Source organism: Streptomyces sp. CC208A, from assembly GCF_030010625.1.
Taxonomy (GTDB): domain Bacteria; phylum Actinomycetota; class Actinomycetes; order Streptomycetales; family Streptomycetaceae; genus Streptomyces.
This window is the reverse complement of record NZ_JASCXN010000005.1, coordinates 177,861-198,361: the sequence shown is the minus strand read 5'-3', so window position 1 is coordinate 198,361 and position 20,501 is coordinate 177,861. Positions and strand designations below refer to the sequence as shown.

General features: G+C 71.0%; 16 protein-coding genes, 1 tRNA gene and 1 pseudogene. 15 read left to right on the top strand and 3 right to left on the bottom strand.

All coding sequences use genetic code 11. The features are described from left to right. Window positions 1-72: 72 nt before the first annotated feature. Both QK442_RS08690 and QK442_RS08685 read right to left on the bottom strand, forming a co-directional pair. A pseudogene (locus tag QK442_RS08690) lies at window positions 73-416 on the bottom strand (DNA-binding protein). Window positions 417-1,009: 593 nt separating this feature from the next. Further along, window positions 1,010-1,081: transfer RNA gene (locus tag QK442_RS08685), tRNA-Arg, on the bottom strand. Between the two features lie 159 nt (window positions 1,082-1,240). Here QK442_RS08685 and QK442_RS08680 point away from each other — a divergent pair. The 14 genes from QK442_RS08680 (at window position 1,241) to QK442_RS08615 (ending at window position 16,671) form a co-directional block, all read left to right on the top strand. Beyond that, window positions 1,241-1,714, top strand: coding sequence for a response regulator (locus QK442_RS08680; protein ID WP_282693283.1), 474 nt, complete (start codon window positions 1,241-1,243; stop codon window positions 1,712-1,714). 109 nt (window positions 1,715-1,823) lie between these two features. Further along, window positions 1,824-2,786: an ArgS-related anticodon-binding protein NrtL gene (nrtL, locus tag QK442_RS08675; RefSeq protein ID WP_282693282.1), complete on the top strand. Its 963-nt coding sequence runs from the start codon at window positions 1,824-1,826 to the stop codon at window positions 2,784-2,786. A gap of 15 nt (window positions 2,787-2,801) precedes the next feature. Further along, window positions 2,802-4,193: a diaminopimelate decarboxylase gene (gene lysA, locus QK442_RS08670; protein ID WP_282693281.1), complete on the top strand. Its 1,392-nt coding sequence runs from the start codon at window positions 2,802-2,804 to the stop codon at window positions 4,191-4,193. 136 nt (window positions 4,194-4,329) lie between these two features. After that, window positions 4,330-5,622 (top strand): homoserine dehydrogenase, encoded by a 1,293-nt coding sequence (locus QK442_RS08665; RefSeq protein WP_282693280.1) that lies wholly within the window; start codon window positions 4,330-4,332, stop codon window positions 5,620-5,622. Window positions 5,623-5,628: 6 nt separating this feature from the next. Beyond that, window positions 5,629-6,699: a threonine synthase gene (gene thrC / locus QK442_RS08660; RefSeq protein ID WP_282693279.1), complete on the top strand. Its 1,071-nt coding sequence runs from the start codon at window positions 5,629-5,631 to the stop codon at window positions 6,697-6,699. A 342-nt stretch (window positions 6,700-7,041) separates the two neighbouring features. Continuing rightward, window positions 7,042-7,959, top strand: a complete 918-nt coding sequence (thrB, locus tag QK442_RS08655; RefSeq protein WP_282693278.1) for a homoserine kinase — start codon at window positions 7,042-7,044, stop codon at window positions 7,957-7,959. Window positions 7,960-8,386: 427 nt separating this feature from the next. After that, a complete protein-coding gene (gene rho / locus QK442_RS08650) occupies window positions 8,387-10,390 on the top strand; it encodes a transcription termination factor Rho (RefSeq protein WP_282693277.1) in 2,004 nt (667 codons plus the stop codon). A gap of 220 nt (window positions 10,391-10,610) precedes the next feature. Next, window positions 10,611-11,699 carry an LCP family protein gene (locus QK442_RS08645; protein ID WP_282693276.1) on the top strand — a complete coding sequence of 363 codons (1,089 nt, stop codon included), beginning with the start codon at window positions 10,611-10,613 and terminating at the stop codon, window positions 11,697-11,699. A gap of 155 nt (window positions 11,700-11,854) precedes the next feature. Continuing rightward, window positions 11,855-12,079: a 50S ribosomal protein L31 gene (gene rpmE, locus QK442_RS08640; protein WP_030761597.1), complete on the top strand. Its 225-nt coding sequence runs from the start codon at window positions 11,855-11,857 to the stop codon at window positions 12,077-12,079. A 97-nt stretch (window positions 12,080-12,176) separates the two neighbouring features. After that, window positions 12,177-13,253 (top strand): peptide chain release factor 1, encoded by a 1,077-nt coding sequence (prfA, locus tag QK442_RS08635; protein ID WP_282693275.1) that lies wholly within the window; start codon window positions 12,177-12,179, stop codon window positions 13,251-13,253. An 83-nt stretch (window positions 13,254-13,336) separates the two neighbouring features. After that, window positions 13,337-14,182 (top strand): peptide chain release factor N(5)-glutamine methyltransferase, encoded by an 846-nt coding sequence (gene prmC / locus QK442_RS08630; protein WP_031006266.1) that lies wholly within the window; start codon window positions 13,337-13,339, stop codon window positions 14,180-14,182. 37 nt (window positions 14,183-14,219) lie between these two features. Then, entirely contained in the window at window positions 14,220-14,867 is a 648-nt protein-coding gene (locus tag QK442_RS08625) for an L-threonylcarbamoyladenylate synthase (protein WP_282693274.1), read from the top strand. Beyond that, on the top strand, window positions 14,864-15,508 hold the full coding sequence (locus tag QK442_RS08620; protein WP_282693273.1) for a protein-tyrosine-phosphatase: 645 nt from the start codon (window positions 14,864-14,866) through the stop codon (window positions 15,506-15,508). Before QK442_RS08625 ends, QK442_RS08620 begins: the two co-directional genes overlap by 4 nt. Window positions 15,509-15,865: 357 nt before the next feature. Further along, window positions 15,866-16,671, top strand: a protein-coding gene (locus tag QK442_RS08615; RefSeq protein ID WP_282693387.1) for an IS5 family transposase whose coding sequence is annotated in 2 segments (ribosomal slippage) — window positions 15,866-16,211 and window positions 16,211-16,671 — 807 coding nt in all. Because the reading frame shifts where the segments join, the coding sequence is not laid out codon by codon here. 899 nt (window positions 16,672-17,570) lie between these two features. Here the strand turns inward: QK442_RS08615 and QK442_RS08610 are convergent. Then, window positions 17,571-18,935: an IS1380 family transposase gene (locus QK442_RS08610; RefSeq protein WP_282693386.1), complete on the bottom strand. Its 1,365-nt coding sequence runs from the start codon at window positions 18,933-18,935 to the stop codon at window positions 17,571-17,573. Between the two features lie 276 nt (window positions 18,936-19,211). Here QK442_RS08610 and glyA point away from each other — a divergent pair, with 276 nt between their 5' ends. Next, window positions 19,212-20,441 carry a serine hydroxymethyltransferase gene (gene glyA, locus QK442_RS08605; protein WP_282693385.1) on the top strand — a complete coding sequence of 410 codons (1,230 nt, stop codon included), beginning with the start codon at window positions 19,212-19,214 and terminating at the stop codon, window positions 20,439-20,441. The last annotated feature ends 60 nt before the right edge of the window (window positions 20,442-20,501 follow it).

Sequence of the window (20,501 nt, the reverse complement as noted above, 5' to 3'; positions counted from 1 at the left end):
CGGAACGGCCCTTTGCGGTCGGCGGCCCTGGGGCGGATGCCGAGGGAATGGTGTCGTGCTGGGAGCTGATGTTCAGACCTTGATGGTGGTGACGCGGGTGCCGCGCAGGCGGTGAGGTCTCCGGGGCTGAGATCAGGATGGTGCCCGGTGCCGGGGCGGGCATGGCGTCGATGGCATACCCCTGGCCGTGCAGGACGGCGTCGGTGAGCAGGGTGGCGGTGTGGCGAGCGATCGGCTCGGTGATCGGTTCGATGATGAGGGGGGGAGAGAGGGGCCACTCCCGGGCCGGGCGGTTGATGCACGGGTGGATCACTCCGGCAAGGGTGGCCACGGAGGTAATCGCCCGGCAGGTCTTCGGTGCGGGCAATGGTGAGCCAGGCGGTGCCCGCACGGTCGCGGAGGACGGCTTTGGCCAGCCCTGGGCGGGCTCCGCATAGATCCTCCTGACCGACGTCAGCCGGCGTATCGCCGAGACCGTCCAGCAGGTCGACCCTTGGGCGGTCGTCAACCAGTGCAGGCGCGGGTCGGAGGATGGGCGGTCTTCGCCGGGAGGCGAACGAGAAGGGCCGCCTCGGGGCTCCACCGCGCACGACCGCGTCCGACACGAGGCTCGCGAACCCCCAGCGGTCCTGAGGGCGTCACTTTCGCTGCCCGCCCTCCCACCTGCGGCAACTCGGTCCTGTCCACCTGGTTTCCGTACGCGAAGTGCCTCTGCGGGCGTCAGGACCTAGCGAACAGGCAGATCGTCGAGCCACGGCACGTATGCGACTGAGGGCCCGTCGCACTCGTGGTGGCGAGCGGAGCGGTCCACGTTGGACCTTGCTGCCCGCACGACCCGGTTTCGAGGTGCCGGGTACACCCCATCTTGGGCACGCGTCTAGGTGAAAGTGCAGGTCAGAGCCGTGTAGACGTGCAGATGACGGCTGCGTGGGCCATGCTTCCTCTGACGACAAAAAGGTCCTGGTCAACATTTCTGTTGGCCAGGACCTCAATGACACTTCCTGTGAAGTGCCCCCGGCAGGATTCGAACCTGCGCACACGGCTCCGGAGGCCGTTGCTCTATCCCCTGAGCTACGGGGGCTTTCGTCGCGCTCGGTGGCGACGGGTAGAACCCTACCAGCTCTCCGGGGGTGCCTGTGAACAGGTATTTCCGGGGCGTCACCAGGGGGTGTTCGCTCGCGTGGGTCGGAAGTGGGCAAAACCCGGACGCAGCCCCTCGGGGCGGCCTACTCTCGTTCACGTGTCAGGCGTGTCCGGGCGGGTGCTCGTTGTCGACGACAACAAGGTCATCCGGCAGTTGATCAGGGTCAATCTCGAACTCGAGGGGTTCGAGGTCGTGACCGCGGCCGATGGTGCCGAGTGTCTGGACGTCGTGCACAGCGTGCGGCCCGACGTCGTCACCCTCGACGTCGTCATGCCCCGGCTCGACGGGATCAAGACCGCCCAGCGGCTGCGGGAGGATCCGCGGACCCGGCACCTGCCCGTCGCGATCATCAGCGCCTGCGGGGAGGGCGAGGGCGCTCCGGCGGCGGACGCCTTCCTCGCCAAGCCCTTCGAGCCGGCCGAGCTCGTACGGGTCGTCCGGCAGCTGCTGCACCGGGAGCCCCGGGAGCGGCGGCAGGCCGGTGGGCCCGACGCGGGAGAGGAGCCGTCCGCAGGGGACGGGAGCCGGCAGGGCAGACCGGCGGCCGGGAGCGCGCGCCCCGGGCGGTGAGGCCCCGCGCGTCCTCCGGGGACCCCTTTCGACCTGGGGCGCTCCGGCGGGTGCCCGGATGGCGAAACCGGTTCGCGTTCCGACCCCCCTCCTCCCCTAGGCTGGGAGCGTGACCCCCGCGGACCTCTCCCTCACCGTGCAGCACGCCGTGCGCCGTGCGGTCGACGACGGTGCGCTGCGGGTCGACGTCCCCCCGCGGGTCAAGGTCGAGAAGGCCCGGCCCGGAGGGGTGGGGGAGTACGCGAGCAGTGTCGCCCTCTCCCTCGCCCGGCCCGCCGGGCGGCCCGCGCTCGACGTCGCCTCCGTCCTGAAGGAGCGGCTCGAAGGCGCCGCCGGGATCCTCGCGGTGGACATCACCGGGCCCGGTTTCCTGAACTTCACCCTGCGGCGCGAGAGCGTCGCGGAGCTCGTCCGGGCCGTCCGCGCCGCCGGGCTCTCGTACGGGCACGGGGACGCCCTCGCCGGGGAGACCGTCCGGTTCGAGCCCCCGGCCGAGGCCCGCGCCCGGATCGTCGTCGAGTGCCTGGTGGGGCTGGTGCTCGGGCAGGGGGCCGACGCCGCCGTCGAGAGCGGCGGCGAGCGGCCGTACGTCCATCCGGGCGCGTACGAGCCCGAGCGGCTCGGGACCGACGCCGCGCGCTGGCGGCTGCTCCGCGCCGCGCCCCACGACCGGCCCCTCGACGGGCCCCCGCTCCTCGTACGGCACGAGCGCAATCCGCTCTTCCGCGTCCAGTACGCCCACTCCCGCGCCCGGCGGCTCCTCGTCAACGGGACGCAGCTCGGTGTCCTCCCCCGGTATGAAACCGACATCGACGATCCGCTGGTCCAGCTCCTCCGCGACCACCCCGGTGTCCTCCTCGCCGCCGCCCGCCACCGCGCCCCCGACCGGGTCGCCCGGCACCTCGAAGCCGTCGCCGACGCGCTGCTCGGCTTCCAGCACACCGTTCTGCCGCTCGGCGACGAGAAACCCTCGGCCGCCCACCGCTCCCGGCTCGCGCTCGCCGAAGCCGCCGGGACGGTGCTCGCCGGTGGCCTCTCCGTGCTCGGCATCAGCGCACCCGACCGGATCTGAAAGAGCAGACCAGACATGAGCCGTTCCGCCCATCCCGCAGGCCCCCGCCACGCCGACGTCCTCCCCGAGGGGCACTACACCGCCCCGCCCGCCGACCTGAACACGCTCGACCCCAAGGTGTGGGCGCGGACCGTGGACCGGGACGAGCAGGGGATCGCGACCGTCGGCGGGCTGCGCGTCACCGACCTCGCCGAGGAGTTCGGAACCCCCGCCTACTTCCTCGACGAGACCGACTTCCGCACCCGCTGCCGCGCCTGGGCCGACGCCTTCGGGCCCGACGCCGACGTCTTCTACGCCGGCAAGGCGTTCCTGTCCCGGGCCGTCGTGCGCTGGCTCCACGAGGAGGGGCTCAACCTCGACGTCTGCTCCGGCGGCGAGCTCGCCACCGCGCTGCTCGCCGGGATGCCCGCCGAGCGGATCGCCTTCCACGGCAACAACAAGAGCGAGGACGAGATCCGGCGGGCCGTCGAGGCCGGTGTCGGGCGGATCGTCCTCGACTCCTTCCAGGAGATCGTCCGGGTCGCCCACATCGCCCACTCCCTCGGCAAGCGGCAGCGCGTCCAGATCCGGGTGACCGTGGGTGTGGAGGCGCACACGCACGAGTTCATCGCCACCGCCCACGAGGACCAGAAGTTCGGCATCGCGCTCGCCGGCGGACAGGCCGCCGAGGCCGTGCGCCGGGCGCTGAAGCTCGACGGCCTGGAGCTCATCGGCATCCATTCCCACATCGGCTCGCAGATCTTCGACATGGCCGGCTTCGAGGTCTCCGCCCGCCGCGTCGTCCAGCTCCTCGCCGAGGTGCGCGACGAGCACGGCGTCGAGCTTCCCGAGATCGACCTCGGCGGCGGCCTCGGCATCGCGTACACCTCCGAGGACGACCCCCGCGAGCCGCACGAGATCGCCAAGGCGCTGAGCGAGATCGTCACCCGCGAGTGCGAGGCCGCCGGGCTTCGCACCCCCCGCATCTCCGTCGAGCCGGGCCGCGCCATCGTCGGGCCGACCGCCTTCACCCTCTACCGGGTCGGCACCATCAAGCCGCTCGACGGGCTGCGCACGTACGTGAGCGTGGACGGCGGCATGTCCGACAACATCCGCACCGCCCTCTACGACGCCGAGTACAGCGTCAGCCTGGTCTCGCGGACCAGCGACGCCGAGCCGATGCTCTCCCGGGTGGTCGGCAAGCACTGCGAGAGCGGCGACATCGTCGTACGGGACGCCTTCCTCCCCGCCGACCTGGCCCCCGGCGACCTGCTCGCCGTGCCCGCCACCGGCGCCTACTGCCGCTCCATGGCGAGCAACTACAACCACGCCCTCCGGCCGCCCGTCGTGGCGGTCCGGGAGGGCGAAGCAAGGGTCATCGTGCGGCGCGAGACGGAGGAAGATCTCCTGCGTCTCGACGTCGGCTGATGAAATAACCGGGTGACGGAATCGATGTCTCAGGATCCGGACGCAGGGCGGAAACCTCCGTCCGGTGAGTGAGACTTGTTCCCATCCCCGCCAGAACCGTAGAGATACGAATCAGAAGTACGAGAGACGAGGTCGGATGATGCGTACGCGTCCGCTGAAGGTGGCGCTGCTGGGCTGTGGAGTTGTCGGCTCCGAGGTGGCGCGCATCATGACGACGCACGCCGACGACCTCGCCGCGCGCATCGGCGCGCCGGTCGAGCTCGCCGGCGTGGCCGTCCGCCGGCCCGACAAGGTCCGCGGGGGAGTGCCCGCCGAACTGATCACCACCGACGCGACCGCCCTCGTCAAACGCGGGGACATCGACGTCGTCGTCGAGGTCATCGGCGGGATCGAGCCGGCCCGCACCCTCATCACCACCGCCTTCGAGTACGGCGCCTCGGTGGTCTCCGCCAACAAGGCGCTGCTCGCCCAGGACGGCGCGACCCTGTACGCCGCCGCCGGGCAGCACGGGCGGGACCTGTACTACGAGGCCGCCGTCGCCGGCGCCATCCCGCTGCTCCGCCCGCTGCGCGAGTCCCTCGCCGGCGACAAGATCAACCGCGTGATGGGCATCGTCAACGGCACCACGAACTTCATCCTCGACAAGATGGACTCGACCGGCGCCGGCTACCAGGAGGCCCTGGACGAGGCCACCGCGCTCGGGTACGCCGAGGCCGACCCGACCGCCGACGTCGAGGGCTTCGACGCCGCCGCCAAGGCCGCCATCCTCGCCGGGATCGCCTTCCACACGCGCGTGCGCCTCGACGACGTCTACCGCGAGGGCATGACCGAGGTCACCGCCGCCGACTTCGCTTCCGCGAAGCGGATGGGCTGCACCATCAAGCTGCTCGCGATCTGCGAGCGGGCCGCCGACGGCGAGTCCGTCACCGCGCGCGTGCACCCGGCGATGATCCCGCTGAGCCACCCGCTGGCCTCCGTCCGCGAGGCGTACAACGCGGTCTTCGTCGAGGCGGAGGCCGCCGGCCGGCTCATGTTCTACGGCCCCGGGGCGGGCGGCGCGCCGACCGCCTCGGCCGTTCTCGGCGACATCGTCGCCGTCTGCCGCAACCGTCTCAACGAGGCGACGGGTCCCGGCGAGTCCGCGTACACCCAGCTGCCCGTGAGCCCCATGGGCGAGGTCGTCACGCGGTACCACATCAGTCTCGACGTGGCCGACAAGCCGGGCGTCCTCGCCCAGGTCGCTACGGTCTTCGCCGAGCACGGGGTGTCGATCGACACCGTTCGCCAGCAGGGCAAGGACGGCGAGGCATCGCTCGTCGTCGTCACCCACCGCGCGCCCGACGCCGCCCTCTCCGGGACCGTCGAGGCGCTGCGCAAGCTCGACACCGTGCGCGGTGTCGCCAGCATCATGCGTGTTGAAGGGGAGTAAGGACCCATGACCACCAAGGGCACCCACCAGTGGCGCGGCATCATCGAGGAGTACCGGGACCGCCTCCCGGTCACGGACACGACGCCGGTCGTCACGCTCCGTGAGGGCGGTACGCCGCTCGTCCCCGCTCAGGTCCTCTCCGAGCGCACGGGCTGCGAGGTGCACCTCAAGGTCGAGGGCGCCAACCCCACCGGCTCCTTCAAGGACCGGGGCATGACCATGGCCATCACCCGGGCCAAGGAGGAGGGCGCCAAGGCGGTCATCTGCGCCTCCACCGGCAACACCTCCGCCTCCGCCGCCGCCTACGCGGTGCGGGCCGGGATGGTCTCCGCGGTGCTCGTGCCCCAGGGCAAGATCGCGCTCGGCAAGATGGGCCAGGCCCTCGTGCACGGCGCGAAGATCCTCCAGGTCGACGGCAACTTCGACGACTGCCTGACGCTGGCCCGCTCGCTCTCCGAGAACTACCCGGTGGCGCTGGTCAATTCGGTCAACCCGGTCCGCATCGAGGGCCAGAAGACCGCCGCGTTCGAGATCGTGGACATGCTGGGCGACGCGCCCGACATCCACGTCCTCCCGGTGGGCAACGCGGGCAACATCACCGCGTACTGGAAGGGCTACACCGAGTACGCCGCCGACGGCATGGCCGCCCGCCGGCCCCGCATGTGGGGCTTCCAGGCCTCCGGTTCGGCCCCGCTGGTGCGCGGCGAGGTCGTCAAGGACCCGTCGACCATCGCCACCGCCATTCGCATCGGCAACCCGGCCTCCTGGCAGTACGCGATCGCCGCGCGCGACGAGTCGGGCGGCTTCATCGACGAGGTGACGGACCGTGAGATCCTGCGCGCCTACCGCCTGTTGGCCGCGCAGGAGGGCGTCTTCGTGGAGCCCGCGTCGGCCGCCTCGGTCGCCGGTCTGCTGAAGGCCGCCGAGCAGGGCAAGGTCGACCCGGGCCAGCGGATCGTCTGCACGGTCACCGGAAACGGCCTGAAGGACCCCGACTGGGCCGTCGCCGGCGCCCCGCAGCCCGTCACCGTCCCCGTGGACGCCGCGGCCGCCGCCGAACGGCTCGGACTGGCCTGAACCCGATGCCACGGACGGGGGAGGCGGCCGCTCGGAAGCGAGCGGAACATCCCCCGTCCGGGTGAGGGTCCTGGTCGAAACCCGATCAGGAACGTACATAGGCGCACAGGTTGGCGCGCGACACGCATCGTGCGCCTCCCGTGCGCCCTATGTCGCCACAGAACCTTCCTTCGATAGGCTGTACCGAACCCGCCCCGGCGCATATGCGCGGTGTCGTGGTCGTCGTCGCCGTTGTCGCCCCGTCGCGATGGAACGCGATCGAAACGGCCGAAACGGTACCCCGGGTTCTCCAGCACTTCTCTTGAACACCCCGTTGCCGCAGTCAAGGAGAGTCATCGAGCGATGGCCGGTCCCGCGTTCCGCGCCGCCGCCGTACGGGTGCGCGTCCCCGCCACCAGCGCCAACCTCGGCCCGGGCTTCGACGCCTTCGGCCTGTCGCTGGGCCTCTACGACGACGTCGTCGTCCGGGTCGCCGACTCCGGGCTGCACGTCGACATCGCCGGAGAGGGCGCCGAGACCCTCCCGCGCGACGAGAGCCACCTGCTCGTACGCTCCCTGCGCACGGCCTTCGACCTGCTCGGCGGACAGCCGCGCGGCCTGGAGGTCGTCTGCGCCAACCGCATCCCGCACGGCCGCGGCCTCGGCTCCTCCTCCGCCGCCATCTGCGCCGGCATCGTCGCCGCCCGCGCCGTGACCATAGGCGGGGACGCCAAGCTCGACGAGGCCGCCCTCCTGGAGCTGGCCACCGAGATCGAGGGCCACCCCGACAACGTCGCCGCCTGTCTGCTCGGCGGCTTCACCCTCGCGTGGACCGAGGCCGGCGGCGCGCGGGCGATCAGGATGGACCCCTCGGATTCCATCGTTCCGGTGGTTTTCGTCCCCGGGAAGCCGGTGCTGACCGAGACCGCCCGCGGACTCCTGCCGCGCACCGTCCCGCACGTGGACGCCGCCGCCAACGCCGGCCGTGCCGCCCTCCTCGTCGAGGCCCTGACCCGCCGCCCCGAGCTGCTGCTCGCGGCCACCGAGGACCGGCTGCACCAGGAGTACCGCGCCCCGGCGATGCCGGAGAGCATCGCACTTGTGAACAGGCTGCGGGCCGACGGAGTGCCCGCCGTCATCTCCGGCGCGGGCCCCACGGTCCTCGCGCTGGCCGACAACGGGACGGCCGACAAGGTCGCCCTGCTCGCGGGCGAGGGCTGGGCCGCCAACCGGCTCGACCTCGACGCGTCCGGAGCGAGCGTGCTGCCGCTGGCGCCCTAGGGGCGCGGCGGCGGACGCCGTACGGGACGCCGGGCAGCGTCCTGAACACGCGATTGCCGGTGAGAGAGAGGGGGAATGTTTGTTGGAGCCGGTAGTGTTAACCTCAAGTCTGCACCCGACCTTTTTGTGGAGCGGTGCGGAGTGTCCCCTCAGGGACCACCCATTCTTCCGAGAGCCTCCCCAACTGCCTGAGCAGCCTGCCTGAGCAGTTTCGAGCACGCTCCGGAACCGGCACGACACCCCTCGCTCCCGGTCTGCGAGGGCCGAGCAGGGGGCGCTCGGGCCGGACACAGCACGTTTCTCTCCTCTCGCCGCATCCCGGCGGGACCACCGCCCCGGACACGGTCCGCCACTCAGGACCGCTGCCGGACAGCACAACCGGTCGCCGAGCCACAGGGCCGACGTCCGCTCCAGGGAAGGACCCTTCGTGAGCGACACCACCGATCTGATGGGCGTGACTGCCGACAGCACTGTCGACACCACCGCGCCCGCCGCAGGTGCTGCCAGTGGCGGCACCACACGGCGCCGCCGCTCCGGCACCGGCCTCGAGGGCATGGTCCTGGCCGAGCTGCAGCAGGTCGCGTCCGGCCTCGGCATCAGGGGCACCGCGCGGATGCGCAAGAGCCAGCTGATCGAGGTCATCAAGGAGGCGCAGGCCGGGGGAGGCTCCGCCGCGCCCGCCAAGACCGAGGCCGCCGCCGAGGCCAAGCCGAAGCGCCGCGCCACCTCCAAGGCCCGCACGGGCGAGACCGCCGAGGCCGCCGAGCCTAAGGCGGAGAAGGCCGAGCAGGCCCCCGCCCAGCAGCAGATCGACATCCCGGGCCAGCCGTCGAAGTCGCCCGCCGCCGAGCAGGGCGACGAGCAGCCGTCCGGCGAGCGCCGCCGCCGCCGGGCCACCGCCCCCGCCGGTTCGCCGGAGGGCGCCGAGGCCCCGCAGGCCGTCAAGACCGAGGCTCGTACCGAGACCAAGGGCGAGCCGCAGGGCGACCGGGCCGAGGCCGGGGACGGCGCCGAGGGCCGCGGCCGCCGGGACCGCCGCGACCGCCGCGACCGCCAGCGCGAGCGCGGCAAAGGCGACGACAAGGAGCAGGGCGGCGGCCAGCGCAAGGACCAGCAGCGCCAGGGCCAGGGCCAGCAGCAGGGCCAGGGCGGCGGCCAGCAGGGCGGCTTCCAGGACGACGGCTACGACGACGAGGCTGGCGGCCGTCGCGGCCGTCGCGGCCGCTACCGCGACCGCCGGGGCCGTCGCGGCCGTGACGAGTTCGCCGTCGGCGAGCCGCAGGTCTCCGAGGACGACGTCCTGATCCCCGTCGCGGGCATCCTCGACATCCTCGACAACTACGCGTTCATCCGGACCTCCGGCTACCTGCCGGGACCGAACGACGTGTACGTCTCCCTCGCCCAGGTCCGCAAGAGCGGCCTGCGCAAGGGCGACCACATCACCGGCGCGGTCCGCCAGCCGAAGGAGGGCGAGCGCCGCGAGAAGTTCAACGCGCTCGTCCGCCTCGACTCGGTCAACGGCATGGCGCCGGACTCCGGCCGCGGCCGCCCCGAGTTCAACAAGCTGACCCCGCTCTACCCGCAGGACCGGCTCCGTCTGGAGACCGACCCGGGCGTGCTGACCACGCGGATCATCGACCTCGTGTCGCCGATCGGCAAGGGCCAGCGCGGTCTGATCGTGGCCCCGCCGAAGACCGGCAAGACCATGATCATGCAGGCGATCGCCAACGCGATCACCCACAACAACCCCGAGTGCCACCTGATGGTCGTCCTCGTCGACGAGCGTCCGGAAGAGGTCACCGACATGCAGCGGTCGGTGAAGGGCGAGGTCATCTCCTCGACCTTCGACCGCCCCGCCGAGGACCACACCACCGTCGCCGAGCTGGCCATCGAGCGCGCCAAGCGCCTCGTGGAGCTGGGTCACGACGTGGTCGTCCTGCTCGACTCCATCACCCGCCTGGGCCGCGCGTACAACCTCGCGGCGCCCGCCTCCGGCCGCATCCTGTCCGGTGGTGTCGACTCGACCGCGCTCTACCCGCCGAAGCGCTTCTTCGGTGCCGCGCGCAACATCGAGGACGGCGGCTCGCTGACCATCCTGGCCACCGCGCTCGTCGACACCGGCTCGCGCATGGACGAGGTGATCTTCGAGGAGTTCAAGGGCACCGGCAACATGGAGCTCAAGCTCGACCGGAAGCTCGCCGACAAGCGGATCTTCCCGGCCGTCGACGTCGACGCCTCGGGCACCCGCAAGGAGGAGATCCTCCTCGGCAGCGACGAGCTCGCCATCACCTGGAAGCTCCGCCGCGTGCTGCACGCGCTCGACCAGCAGCAGGCCATCGAGCTGCTCCTGGACAAGCTCAAGCAGACGAAGTCGAACGGCGAGTTCCTGCTGCAGATCCAGAAGACGACGCCGGGCGCCAACAACGACTGACGCCGCCAGGAGATCCGCGAGATCCGCGTCACACCGCGGGAACAGGGCACCGACCTTGTAACCCGTTCGTGACCTGCGCAGATGCCGTGCCCGCCGCTCCCCGAGCGGCGGGCACGGTGCGTTCCGGGCGGATCGCCCACCGAAACCCCACAGCTCCGCGCGCAACCCTTCCGGACGCCCCGCCGTCACACCAGGTGAACCCGAGGCCCGAGGGAAGACGATGACCGAGCAGAGCAGGAACGCCCGCACGGGCGCCGGCGGACGCCGCCGCAAGCCGTCCGCCCGGCGCCGCCGCGCCGCCATAGCCGTGTCCGGCGCCGCGGCCGTGCTCGTCCTGGCCGGCGCCGGACTCGGCTACGTGTACCTCCGGCTCGACGAGAACATCCAGGGCGTCGACATCAACGCCCAGCTGGGCACCGACCGCCCCAAGAACCTCGACGACGGCTCGATGGACATCCTCGTCCTCGGCTCCGACTCCCGCTCCGGCGACAACGGCGCCTACGGCAGGGACGAGGGCGGCGCCCGCTCCGACACCGCGATGGTCGTCCACGTCTACGAGGGCCGCAAGAAGGCGAGCGTCGTCTCCATCCCCCGCGACACCCTGATCACCCGCCCCGCCTGCACCGACCGGCAGGGCGCCGAGGTCCCCGGCCGGGAACGGGCCATGTTCAACACCGCGTACGAGGTCGGCGGCCCCGCCTGCGCCGTCAAGACCGTCGAGACCATGTCCGGCATCCGCATGGACCACTACATCGAGGTCGACTTCACCGGCTTCAAGAAGCTCATCGACACCCTCGGCGGCGTCGAGATCACCACCACCCGGCCCATCAAGGACTCCAAGAGCCACCTCGACCTGGAACCCGGCACCCACACCCTCGACGGCGAGCAGTCCCTCGGCCTGGTCCGCACCCGCAAGAGCGTCGGCGACGGCAGCGACCTCGGCCGCATCCAGCTCCAGCAGGCCTTCATGAAGGCCTTCATCGAGCAGGTCAAGGACGTCGGCCTCATGACCGACCCCAAGAAGCTCCTCGACCTCGCCGACGCCGCCACCAAGGCCGTCACGCCCGACTCCGAGCTCGACTCCGTCCAGGAGCTGATGGGCTTCGCCCGGGGCCTCACCGGCATCTCCGCCCAGAACGTCCACATGGTGACCCTCCCCGTCCGGTACGACCTCCGGGACCCCAACAGGGTCGTCCCCGTCGAGGAGCAGGCGGAGCAGGTCTGGACGGCCCTGAAGAAGGACCTCCCCATCCCCGCCTCGGCCACCGCGGACACCGCCACCGGCAGCGCCGAAGGCGTCGTGCGATAGCCCCGGAACATCCGCCACGCCCCCGGGAATACCGGCGGCCCCACCCCGGTTTGGGGAGATGCGGCCGGTCCTGGCAGACTGGTACGTCGGCCCCGGTTCACGTCCGCCGCAACCCGCGGCGACGACCCGGTGCCCTCCCGGAACTAGGAGACACCTTGAAGCGCGAGATCCACCCCGAGTACGTCGAGACCCAGGTCAGCTGCACCTGTGGCGCGTCGTTCACCACCCGTAGCACCCTGACCGAGGGCACCATCCGTGCCGAGGTCTGCTCCGAGTGCCACCCGTTCTACACGGGCAAGCAGAAGATCCTCGACACGGGTGGCCGCGTCGCCCGCTTCGAGGCCCGCTTCGGCAAGGCCGCCGGCTCCGCCAAGAAGTAGCGAGCCCCCGCGCCGGTCATCGGCCGCCCCTGCGAGGGGCGGCCGGGACCGGCGCTTTGGCGTCCCCGTAGCAACTGACGAAACCAGGAGCCCGAAGATGTTCGAGGCGGTCGAGGAACTGGTCGGCGAGCACGCCGACCTCGAGAAGAAGCTCGCCGACCCGTCGGTCCACGCCGACCAGGCCAACGCGCGCAAGCTGAACAAGCGCTATGCCGAGCTGACCCCGATCGTCGGCACGTACCGCTCCTGGAAGCAGACCGGGGACGACATCGAGACGGCCCGCGAGCTCGCCCAGGACGACCCGGACTTCGCCGCCGAGGTCAAGGAGCTGGAGAAGCAGCGCGAGGAGCTGACGGAGAAGCTGCGGCTCCTCCTCGTCCCGCGCGACCCCAGCGACGACAAGGACGTCATCCTGGAGATCAAGGCCGGCGCCGGCGGCGACGAGTCCGCCCTCTTCGCCGGCGACCTGCTCCGCATGTACCTCCGGTACGCCGAGCGCGTCGGCTGGAAGACCGAGATCATCGACGCCACCGAGTCCGAGCTCGGCGGCTACAAGGACGTCCAGGTCGCCGTGAAGACCAAGGGCGGCAACGGCGCCACCGAGCCCGGCCAGGGCGTCTGGGCCCGGCTCAAGTACGAGGGCGGCGTCCACCGCGTCCAGCGCGTGCCCGCCACCGAGTCCCAGGGCCGCATCCACACCTCCGCCGCAGGCGTGCTCGTCACCCCGGAGGCCGAGGAGGTCGACGTCGAGATCCACGCCAACGACCTGCGCATCGACGTCTACCGCTCCTCCGGCCCCGGCGGCCAGTCGGTCAACACCACCGACTCCGCGGTCCGCATCACCCACCTGCCGACCGGCATCGTCGCCTCCTGCCAGAACGAGAAGAGCCAGCTCCAGAACAAGGAGCAGGCCATGCGCATCCTGCGCTCCCGGCTCCTCGCCGCCGCCCAGGAGAAGGCCGAGGCCGAGGCCGCCGACGCCCGCCGCAGCCAGGTCCGCACCGTCGACCGCTCCGAGAAGATCCGCACGTACAACTTCCCGGAGAACCGCATCTCCGACCACCGCGTCGGCTTCAAGGCGTACAACCTCGACCAGGTCCTCGACGGCGAGCTCGACGCCGTCATCCAGGCCTGCGTCGACGCCGACTCCGCGGCCAAGCTCGCCGCGGCCTGAGCCACCCCCGTCAGGCCGCCCCGTGCAAGGCCACCCCGCGTAAGGCCACTCCCCAGCCCCACCCCGCACCACGGAGGACCCCCGTGAACCTGCTGCTCGCCGAGGTGGCCCAGGCCACCCAGCGGCTGGCCGACGCCGGCGTTCCCTCACCGCGTTTCGACGCCGAGGAGCTCGCCGCCTTCGTGCACGGCGTCAAGCGGGGGGAGCTGCACAACGTCAAGGACGCCGACTTCGACGCCCGCTACTGGGAGGCCATCGCCCGCCGGGAGGCGCGCGAGCCCCTCCAGCACATCACCGGCCGGGCCTTCTTCCGCTACCTGGAGCTCCAGGTCGGCCCCGGCGTCTTCGTGCCCCGGCCGGAGACCGAGTCCGTGGTCGGCTGGGCCATAGACGCCGTCCGCGCGATGGACGTCGTCGAGCCGCTCATCGTCGACCTCTGCACCGGCTCCGGCGCCATCGCCCTCGCCATGGCGCAGGAGGTGCCCCGCTCGCGGGTCCACGCCGTGGAACTCTCCGAGGACGCCCTCGTCTGGACCCGGAAGAACGCCGAGGGCTCCCGCGTCACCGTCCATCAGGGCGACGCGCTCACCGCCCTGCCGGAGCTGAACGGCCAGGTCGACCTGGTCATCTCCAACCCGCCGTACATCCCCCTCACCGAGTGGGAGTACGTCGCCCCCGAGGCCCGCGACCACGACCCCGAGATGGCCCTCTTCTCCGGCGAGGACGGCCTCGACACCATCCGCGGCATCGAGCGCACCGCCCACCGCCTCCTCCGCCCCGGCGGCCTCGTCGTCATCGAGCACGCCGACACCCAGGGCGGGCAGGTGCCGTGGATCTTCAACGAGGAGGCCGGCTGGGCGGACGCCGCCGACCACCCCGACCTCAACAACCGGCCGCGCTTCGCGACCGCCCGCAAGGCGATGCCGTGAGCCGGCACCGCCCCACCACCGAGGAGGAGCGCGACTGATGGCACGCCGATACGACTGCAACGAGGCGACCGACCGCGCGACCGGCCTGCGCGAAGCCGCGTCGGCCGTCCGCCGCGGCGAGCTCGTCGTGCTCCCCACCGACACCGTGTACGGGATCGGCGCGGACGCCTTCGGCAGCGAGGCCGTCGCGGACCTGCTCGCCGCCAAGGGCCGGGGGCGCACCATGCCCACCCCCGTCCTCATCGGCTCCCCGAACACCCTCCACGGCCTCGTCACCGACTTCTCCGAGCACGCGTGGGAGCTCGTCGACGCCTTCTGGCCCGGAGCGCTCACCCTCGTCGCCCGGCACCAGCCGTCCCTCCAGTGGGACCTCGGCGACACCCGCGGCACCGTCGCCATCCGCATGCCGCTGCACCCGGTCGCCATCGAGCTGCTCACCGAGGTCGGCCCGATGGCCGTCACCTCGGCCAACCTCACCGGGCACCCCGCGCCGGAGGACTGCGACGCCGCCCAGCAGATGCTCGGCGACTCCGTCTCCGTCTACCTCGACGGCGGTCCGACGCCCGGCATCGTCCCCTCCTCCATCGTCGACGTCACGGGCAAGGTCCCGGTGCTGCTGCGCGAGGGCGCGCTGTCACCGGAGGAGCTCCGCAAGGTCGTACCCGACCTCGAGGTGGCCAGTTGACCGCCCCTGAGGGGCGTGGCATAGCGGGGTACCAGAACGGCGACACCTTCCGCATCCTCCACGTCAGCACCGGCAACGTCTGCCGCTCGCCCATCACCGAGCGGCTGACCCGCCACGCCCTGGGCCAGCGGCTCGGCGACGGCCTCGGCCGGGGCCTCATCGTGGAGAGCGCCGGCACCTGGGGCCACGAGGGCGCCCCCATGGAGACCAACGCCGAGCTGGTCCTCGCCGACTTCGGCGCCGACCACAGCGGCTTCGTCGGCCGCGAGCTCCTCGACGAGCACGTCATCCGCGCCGACCTCGTCCTCACCGCGACCCGCGACCACCGCGCGCAGGTCATCTCGATGGGCCACTCGGCGGGCCTGCGCACCTTCACCCTGAAGGAGTTCACCCGCCTGGTCCGCGCCATCGACCCGGCCACCCTCCCCGACCCCCGCGACGGCGTGGCCGAACGCGCACGCGCCCTGGTCCGCGCCGCCGCCGCTCTACGCGGGTGGCTCCTGGCCCCCTCCGCCGAAGCCGACGAGGTCAACGACCCCTACGGCGCCCCCATCACCGTCTTCCGCTCCATCGGCGACGAGATCCAGGAGGCCCTGGACCCGGTCGTCACGGCCCTGACGGGCGTCCCGGCCCGCCGCTGACGGGCTCCCGGCGCCGGTGGTGAGTGTGCCTCCGTGTAGTGCCGTTGCAACGCGGCGACAAGAGTCCGGGAGGGGCGGCTGCCTCGTGCCGTCGGTTGTGGCACGCGCGGCGTAATCCGTGGCCCTGGGGCCGGCCATGCCGGGTGTCGCATTTCGAGCCACCGGGCAACGGACAGGGGACGAACGGACACTGGCCACCCCAGAAAGACAAGACTGCACCGAACCACCCAGAGTGTCCCGAACCCCCAACAGCCCTGTCCCCGGAACCTCAAGATCCCCGACAGAGTCGCTCAGTCTAAGAGGGTGTCTCACGTGGCGTGACGTCTGTGCGGCATGATGGTGGTCGTGGGTGCTGATTTGTCGCAGCGGCTGGTTCCTGATGGTCTGTGGGATCTGGTTGCCCCGTTGATGCCGTCGTTCACGTCCCGCCCGCAGGGCGGTGGGACTGCCCCGTTGGACGAGCGGGCCGTGTTCACGGCGGTGGTGTACGTCCTGACCAGCGGGTGCGCATGGCGGCATCTGCCGGAGACGTTCGGTGTCTCGCCCGCCACCGCGCACCGCCGGTTCACCGTGTGGACGAGGGCGGGGCTGTGGCGTCGTCTGCACCGGGCGGTCCTGGACGAGCTCGGCGCCCGTGGCGAGCTGGACTGGACCTCCGCGATCGTCGACGCGGCGTCGGTGCGGGCGAAAAGGGGGGGTCGCTGACTGGGCCGAACCCGGTCGATCGCGGCAAGAAGGGCAGCAAACTGCACGTGCTGTCCGAGGCCCGGGGCATACCCCTGGCCGTCGCCGGGTCCGCCGCGAACACCCATGACAGCCTCGCCCTCAAGCCGCTGATCCGCGGCATACCCGCCATCCGCTCCCGCCGCGGGCCACGCCGGCGCAGGCCGGTCAAGCTCCGCGCGGACAAGGCGTACTTCTCCGCCCACCACCTCACCTGGCTACGTGAACGCGGAATCATCCCGCGTATCGCCCGCCCGGGCATCGAGTCGGGCGAACGGCTCGGCCGGCATCGCTGGAAGATCGAGAGGTCCATCGCCTGGCTGTTCGGCTACCGCCGCCTCACCGTCCGATACGAGCGAAAGGGCTCCCACTTCCTCGCCTTCCTCGGCCTGGCCGCCGCCCTGACCTGCTACAAGAAGCTCGCGAAACTCGTCACGTGAGACACCCTCTAAAAAAGAGGAACGGGTGGTCCGCAGGTTCTCTGCGGACCACCCGTTGTGAGCTCATACGGCCACGCGCCAGCGCGTAGGCGGGATCAAGCTATAGCTGTGCCTGTGCTGCAATAGCGGAGGGGGCCTGTCGGTCCGTCGCGAAGGCAGACCTTAAGGAAAACCCGGGTGCCCTCCGGTACGTCGAAGTTGGTGTTCGAGTGGCAATTTCCGTTACTGCCGTCTGCGTCCTGGACGTACGCGTATTTCCTGTTCTTGTTGGCGTCCCAGTATTCCAATTGCGCCCAAGCGCGCAGCCCGTCCGCCTGGATGTCGCAAACATAGATAGTGTCGCCCTTGTGGTAGAAGAGCGCTTTACCGCCCTTAGGGCCCGAGTCCGTGGTGTAGATGGACCCAATGCTGGTTCCCGCATAGGCTGGAGTGGTTCCCGCGATGCTGAAGCCCACGGCGAGAGCCGTGGCTGCGCTAAACCCAGCCAGTGTTCGCTTGAAGAAAGTCTTGCCTCGCATGTATGGAGGCCCCCCCTCGATTGTGAAGTTGAAACGAGAACGGTCTCGCCGATCGCGAATGCCATTGGTCGGATGGCAGGCGACCGAAGATCTGATTTTCATATTACAGGATGCATCCGGGGGCTTGTGGCTTTCGGATGTCGATCGAATCAGCGTCTATATCCAAATGTCTATAATTATCTGATATTTACGGGTGGGTGTGGAACCGAACCAGGTCACTAACCTCGATCTTTCGTGACGGTCCGTCGGTTCTTCGGCGGGCCGTTTCGGCTGTTCGGGCTGTTGGTGGCCAGGGTGATAGCCCGGCTGTCGCGTCGGGTGGGCGCCGGGTTCTACGGCTCCGGTGGGATGTTGCTGCTCGCAGGGACGGGAACGTGCTGGTCAGCCGGGGTTCGGGAGAGCTTCGAGCCGTGCCGCGGCGTCGGTGATCACATCGGTCCAGGGCCAGTGGTGCGTGAATCTCAGGTGCCGGCGGCGGGCAGTCGTGACGATCTGGGCGGCGGCGGAGAAGAGGCGGAGCCGGAGACGGCGGGGCTCCCACCTGCGGGTCTTGTCGGTCAGGGCGAGCATGGGCATCCAGGCCAGCAGGTCGAGGGCGATCTGGACGATCTCCAGCCAGATCCCGTTCTGGCTGGTGGCGTGAAGAGGGAGATTACGCAGGCTGGTGTCACGGGCAGCCCGGATGCGGTCCTCGGCTCTTGCGCGCTGGTGGTGCCGCAGTTCCAGTTGTGCGATCGGGGTGCTCTTGGTGTTGATGGCGAAGCAGGTGATCCGCATCCCGTCCGCGTCGGTGATCCGCAGCTGGGCGCCCGGGTGCGGCCGTTCCTTGCGGACGATCAGCCGCATCCCCTTCGGCCAGCCGGTCAGGCAGTCGCCGGTGAGCTCGGCGACCCAGGCTCCGTCGCGGATCTCGCCGTCCGGCTCGACCGCGGGGGTCCAGGCCGAGGCCGGCACCTTCAGCACGGCCTGGTGGATGGCGTCGGTGATGACCATGCCGACGGAATAGGACAGCCACCGTCCACGTGCGGTGATCCAGTTGACGAACTCGTGAGTGCCGCCGCCGGAGTCTGTGCGGATCAGGGTCTGCCGCCCGCGCCGGTACGCTTTCGGCAGCTGGGCCAGCGCCAGGCGGGCGGCTTCGATGTGGTCGGCGGCGGTGTTGCTGCCCGCGTTCCCCGGCCGCAGTAAGCTGGCGACCGGCTCCCCGGTGCCCTCGCGGCCGTGGTCGACGAACGCGAACAGCGGGTGATGCCCGAAGGTCTTCTTCCAGGTCGCGGTGGCATCTTGCTTCTCGGAGTGCGCCAGGACGAGCACCCCGTCGATGTCCACGATCACCTCGCCTTCCTTGTCCGGGGCGTTCTGCCCGGCCCACCGCCAGACGTGCTGGCGGACTTCGGCGCGAGCCAGGCGGATCGCCTTGAGCGCACGCGGCCCGGCCCCGGCGAGGGGGTCGATCAGCCGGGAGACGGTCGGATCAGACGCCACCGGTCCGAACACGCCCGGCTCGGCCCGCAGCATCGCCACGTCCGCCAGGTAGTCGCCGCCCAGCGCGACCGCCAGCGCCACGTCCAGCAGGATCTTGCCCGGATCGTGCACTGCCCTGGGCTTGCGCCACGGCCCCAGTGCCGCCGATATCGCCTGATCCAGCCCGGTCTTGCGGACGGTCTCCACCAGCAGCACCCCACCGGCCTGCGAGACCACTCCGCGACCATGGCCCTCGACGCGGACACGCGGGTATGACCCGATACGCTTACTCGCCTGGGAAGTGCCTCCGACGGGCGCGGGAACGAGGGCCTAGACAATCCTCATTCTCGCTGGTCAGAGGCACTTTTCGCTTACCTGATCACCTGTCGGACGGCCCCCTCCGTGAAAGCGCGAGGCTGACCGTCAGGTAGGACTCATCGCCTGGCCGACCAATGGCCCGACAGATGAAGGGTGAGGCGGTAGTAGAACCGGCGGGAACCGCAGGCGCGACCTACAGTTGGAGGCGTGGAGGTAGCCAGAGCGGTCAACAGTGCAGTCATGGGGGCAGGTGCCGATGTGTTGTGGCAGCAGGACCCAGAGATCGCGGACATCCTGGACGGGGAGGCTCGACGGCAGGCGGACAGTCTGCAGCTGATTGCCGCTGAGAACTTCACCTCGCTTGCCGTCCTTGCCGTGCTTGGCTCATCGCTCGCCAACAAGTACGCCGAGGGCTATCCCGGCGCACGCCACCACGGCGGCTGCGAGTACGTCGACGCCGCCGAACGGATTGCCGTTGACCGTGCGACCGCTCTATTTGGCGCCGAGCACGCTAACGTGCAGCCACACTCTGGCTCCTCGGCCGTCCTGGCGGCCTACGCGGCCCTTCTCAGGCCCGGTGACACGGTCCTCGCCATGGGCCTGGACCACGGCGGGCACCTCACGCACGGTTCGCCGGCGAACTTCTCCGGGCGCTGGTTCGACTTCGTCCCGTACGGCGTCGACGCCGAGACCGGGCTCATCGACTACGAGCAGCTCGCCGCGCTCGCCCGCCACCACCGGCCCAAGGCGATCGTCTGCGGCTCGATCTCCTACCCCCGCCACCCCGACTACGCGCTCTTCCGGGCCGTCGCCGACGAGGTCGGCGCCTATCTGATCGCCGACGCGGCCCACCCCATCGGACTCGTCGCCGGGGGAGCGGCGCCGAACCCGGTCCCGTACGCGGACGTCGTCTGCGCCACCACCCACAAGGTGCTGCGCGGCCCGCGCGGCGGGATGCTGCTGTGCACGGCGGAGCTGGCCGAGCGGGTCGACCGGGCGGTCTTCCCGTTCACCCAGGGCGGCGCCCAGATGCACACCATCGCGGCGAAGGCGGTGGCCCTCGGGGAGGCGTCCACCCCGGCCTTCACCGCGTACGCCCATCGAGTGGTGGAGCACGCGCGCGTGCTGGCCGCCGCGCTCTCCGCCGAGGGCTTCGCGCTGACCACCGGCGGCACCGACACCCACCTGATCACCGCCGACCCCTCACCCCTCGGCGTGGAGGGCAGGACCGCGCGGGCCCGGCTCGCCGCCGCCGGGATCGTCCTGGACACCTGCGCCCTGCCGCACGGGGACGGGCGCGGGATCCGGCTCGGCACCGCCGCCGTCACCACCCAGGGGATGGGCACTCCGGAGATGGCCAGGATCGCCGCCCTCTTCACCGCGGCGCTGCGCGAGGAACCGGAGGAGGCGGCTCGGGTACGGGCCGAAGTACGGAAGCTGACCAGGAGTTTTCCCCCGTATGGGCGGTGACCCGGAAGCGGCCGCAACCGTTCTGGGGCCCCAGGTGTCTCCAAGCACATGAACGGCACG